Annotated in this window: 2 protein-coding genes; both read right to left on the reverse strand. The window is 31.0% G+C overall.

The window, feature by feature from the left end:
• Positions 1-881: nucleoside phosphorylase (locus U9R42_13525; protein MEA3497041.1), on the reverse strand; the 881-nt coding region annotated here is incomplete at its 3' end.
• A 572-nt stretch (positions 882-1,453) separates the two neighbouring features.
• A partial coding sequence (locus U9R42_13530; protein ID MEA3497042.1) for a hypothetical protein occupies positions 1,454-1,748 on the reverse strand: 295 nt, incomplete at its 5' end.

Raw genomic sequence — 1,748 nt, forward strand, 5'->3', positions numbered from 1 at the left:
TCCTTAGAAATAATATCCAAAACTTGAACTGCCAAGTCTTTCATTTTGTGATTATAATTTGCTGATGCTTGCTTTGTAATACGGTTTGCAAGAACAAGGTCAACTGTAATTGCATTGTGTCCTAATATTCGTGATAAACCAAAAATTGCAGATGTTTCCATTTCAAAATTCAGAATTTTATTTCCTTTATGTTCAAATTCACTTAAGGCATCAATCAATTTAGGATAAGTAAGTTCGGTACGAACCGACCTGCCTTGAGGACCAAAAAATCCGGGTGCTGTTATTGTTATTCCCTTAAAATATTTATCCGAAAAATATTTTTTCATTTTTTCGGAAGCAGCAAAAAGGTAAAAAGGGAGTTCAGTATTTTTTTGTTTTAAAAAGACTTTTAATTTATCATAAATTTCTTTTTCATCCTTTCTGTAACTGCATTTATAAAACTTTAGCAAATTATCAAATCCTAATCCATAATGAGAAACTATAAAGGAATTAATTGGTATTTCCTCATGAATTGCACCGCAAGTTCCTATTCTAATAAAATTCAAACTTTTACTTTTTTCTTTTATTGTTCGTTTCTCAAGGTCAATATTTACAAGTGCATCTAATTCATTCAGAACAATGTCGATATTGTCTGTTCCAATTCCTGTTGATAATACACTTATTCTTTTATTTTTATAAAATCCTGTATGTGTAACAAATTCACGTTTTTGTTTTGTAATTTCAATTGAATCAAAAAATGAAGAAATCAATGGTACTCTATCTTTATCTCCAACAAGAATTATTGTATCGGCAATATCTTCAGCTTTTAGATTTAAGTGGTAAACACTATTATCGGCATTTAAAATCAGTTCTGATTCGGGAATTTGGGCTTTTGTATTCATAAATTTTTATACTTAATTTTTTGCTTTTATGTCAAATACTGTGGGTAATCAAATTTGCCACAGACTTCGTCTGTCGAAGACATGCAAAAAGTAAAGACTACGTCTGTCAAAGACAGATTCACAGATTACAAAATTACTCTTTTTGTAATTAGTGCTTATAAGAAAACTCATTATTTGTTTACCTGTATCCCATAAATTTCCTAAAGGGGAAAACTTAACTCACAGAGTGTTATGGCATCCTCTCTATGGGACAAAGGGATGAGCGGAGGATATGTAAAATTTTCTTTTTTTTCACTCACACAAATCAACATAGAACCATTTTTTTCTATTATTGATTCGTTTATTTAGTGGCTATAAGAAAACTCCTATGTTTTTGGCTGTTAGAATATTATGTGTATTTTGTCGCTTGAATCTAATACCACAAAGTAGTCATCTGATTGTCATTAAGTTACAAAACCCAATGACAGCTTGGCTAAATGACTATTAATGATAATTGAATGACTTTTACATTCACATCCATTATTAATTCAAAGTCCAAGTATAATGAGTAGTACAAAGTTTTCTTAGTGCCACTATTTATTCTCAGAATCATCAACTTCATGTCCAAACCAAACTACGCCATATCCTTTGTACAAACCAATTCCAATAGCTTTCCATTCAACTTTTTTCCAACTCCCTTGGTTTATGATTACAGCCTTATGTCCACTACTGCTTTTCCACGATTGAAGTGCAATATTTGCTGTTAAAATAGTATTTTTACTAGGATCATCAGAACTACAGGCAATTTCATAACCATTTCCTTGATATGAGGTTAATTCTCTGGGTTTATCCCACATACATGAGGCTTTAGCGTGATTTGGAGTATAG

This window comes from Bacteroidota bacterium (assembly GCA_034723125.1).
Classification (GTDB): Bacteria; Bacteroidota; Bacteroidia; order CAILMK01; family JAAYUY01; genus JAYEOP01.